General features: G+C 38.9%; 2 protein-coding genes. One reads left to right on the forward strand and one right to left on the reverse strand.

Annotated elements, in window-relative coordinates; translation table 11 throughout:
• Window positions 1–196 precede the first annotated feature (196 nt).
• A complete protein-coding gene (locus F6K49_RS48690) occupies window positions 197–433 on the forward strand; it encodes a hypothetical protein (protein WP_293061964.1) in 237 nt (78 codons plus the stop codon).
• Window positions 434–503: 70 nt separating this feature from the next.
• Here the strand turns inward: F6K49_RS48690 and F6K49_RS48695 are convergent, their stop codons facing one another.
• A complete protein-coding gene (locus tag F6K49_RS48695) occupies window positions 504–731 on the reverse strand; it encodes a hypothetical protein (RefSeq protein ID WP_293061962.1) in 228 nt (75 codons plus the stop codon).
• Window positions 732–1,451: the final 720 nt, after the last annotated feature.

Genomic DNA, 1,451 nt, shown 5'->3' on the forward strand with positions numbered 1-1,451 from the left:
CCTCATGGCATAGAGAATTGCTATATTTGGTTTATAATGTAAACTATCAGCTATCAGCCTTCAGCTGAAGGCTTACTTAATTCGAGTTATTATTGGTAATCAAAAAATTAGCTTCCTATCTTTTATGACAACAAAAGACAGGAAGCTAAAATAGCGATAGCATTTTTACTTGAGTAAACAAGGCAACAAGAAAAAGTTGAGGGGATCTAAGGATGGGATGAATGCGATTGGCCTAGGCCACGTTACGCGATTGACCATAGGTCACGCTACGCGAACGCATTTCTTGCTTGAGGCGATCCCATCGTTCGATACCCCATTACCACTCAAAATCTCCCCACACTTCCGACACTTCCAACACTTCCAACACTTTCTTCCGGAGGGGAATCATGAAATAGTCGTAATTGCCCGACCAATATTAATTTGCAGGCTATAGCAACCCACTGGGCAAAAGCAGCTTGAGGATGAAAAAAACTAGTTCGTTCGAGGGTTCCAAGAACTAGTCATTACCAGTTTAAACCAAGTTTCTCAGCTACTTCCTCTGCAGGAATACCAGGCTCTCCAAGCTGAGTGCGGTGAAGCGAATCAATCAACTCTTGCACAACCTCAGGTCTTAGTTGTTTATTTTTATCAGGATCGCTCAACAGTGCTTCTAGAGTTTCAGTCACTGTTTCTTGGATGAGAACCTTAAACTCTTCAATTGTGAGGTCTTTAACTTGCATTGTCTCTCCCATCACATAACTTACTCTATATTATACACTTTTTTAGAGGAGATTGTTATCGAATTGAGTACAATCGGCTACCCAAAGTATAGCCAAGTTCTTAGTAACTGCACTGCCTAACTTTTGCTGCACTTTAGGGAGCGACGATCCCTTGGGCTTTTCCAAGAGATCCGTGCCGACGTAAAGTGAGTTATTAGTGCTGCATCTGTTAACTATAAGTATGATCAACGCTATAAATCTGCTTTAATGGATTTACGAAACTAGTTAATTAACGCCAGTATTAAAATAATAATAAATTGTCTAAACTCGTTTTGGTATGACTGTTGCTTTTCACCTTTATTGAAATTAAATTTTTACCTTCAACATTCAACCTTAAACTGTCAACAAAATGCTACTTATAGTCTCGTTTAAACCTAATTTTGTCTAATCTTTAAATTATACCAAAAATAAAATAAAATAATTTTGTCGATTTTTGATAAAGTAATTATAAGAGCCAACATAAATGAAGCCAATTCCCTAAACTGTCAACGGTTAACACACCACTGAAGTCAATAAATAGCAACTGAATCTATGAATAGCCCTTTTCTCAATCACCTCCATAGCCCAAAGCGCCCGGTTATCGTATTTGATGGGGCAACTGGAACCTCTCTCCAAACCCAAAACCTCACTGCTGAAGACTTTGGTGGACCTGAGTACGAGGGATGTAATGAGTACCTAGTCCATACTAAACCA

The organism is Moorena sp. SIO3I6 (assembly GCF_010672095.1).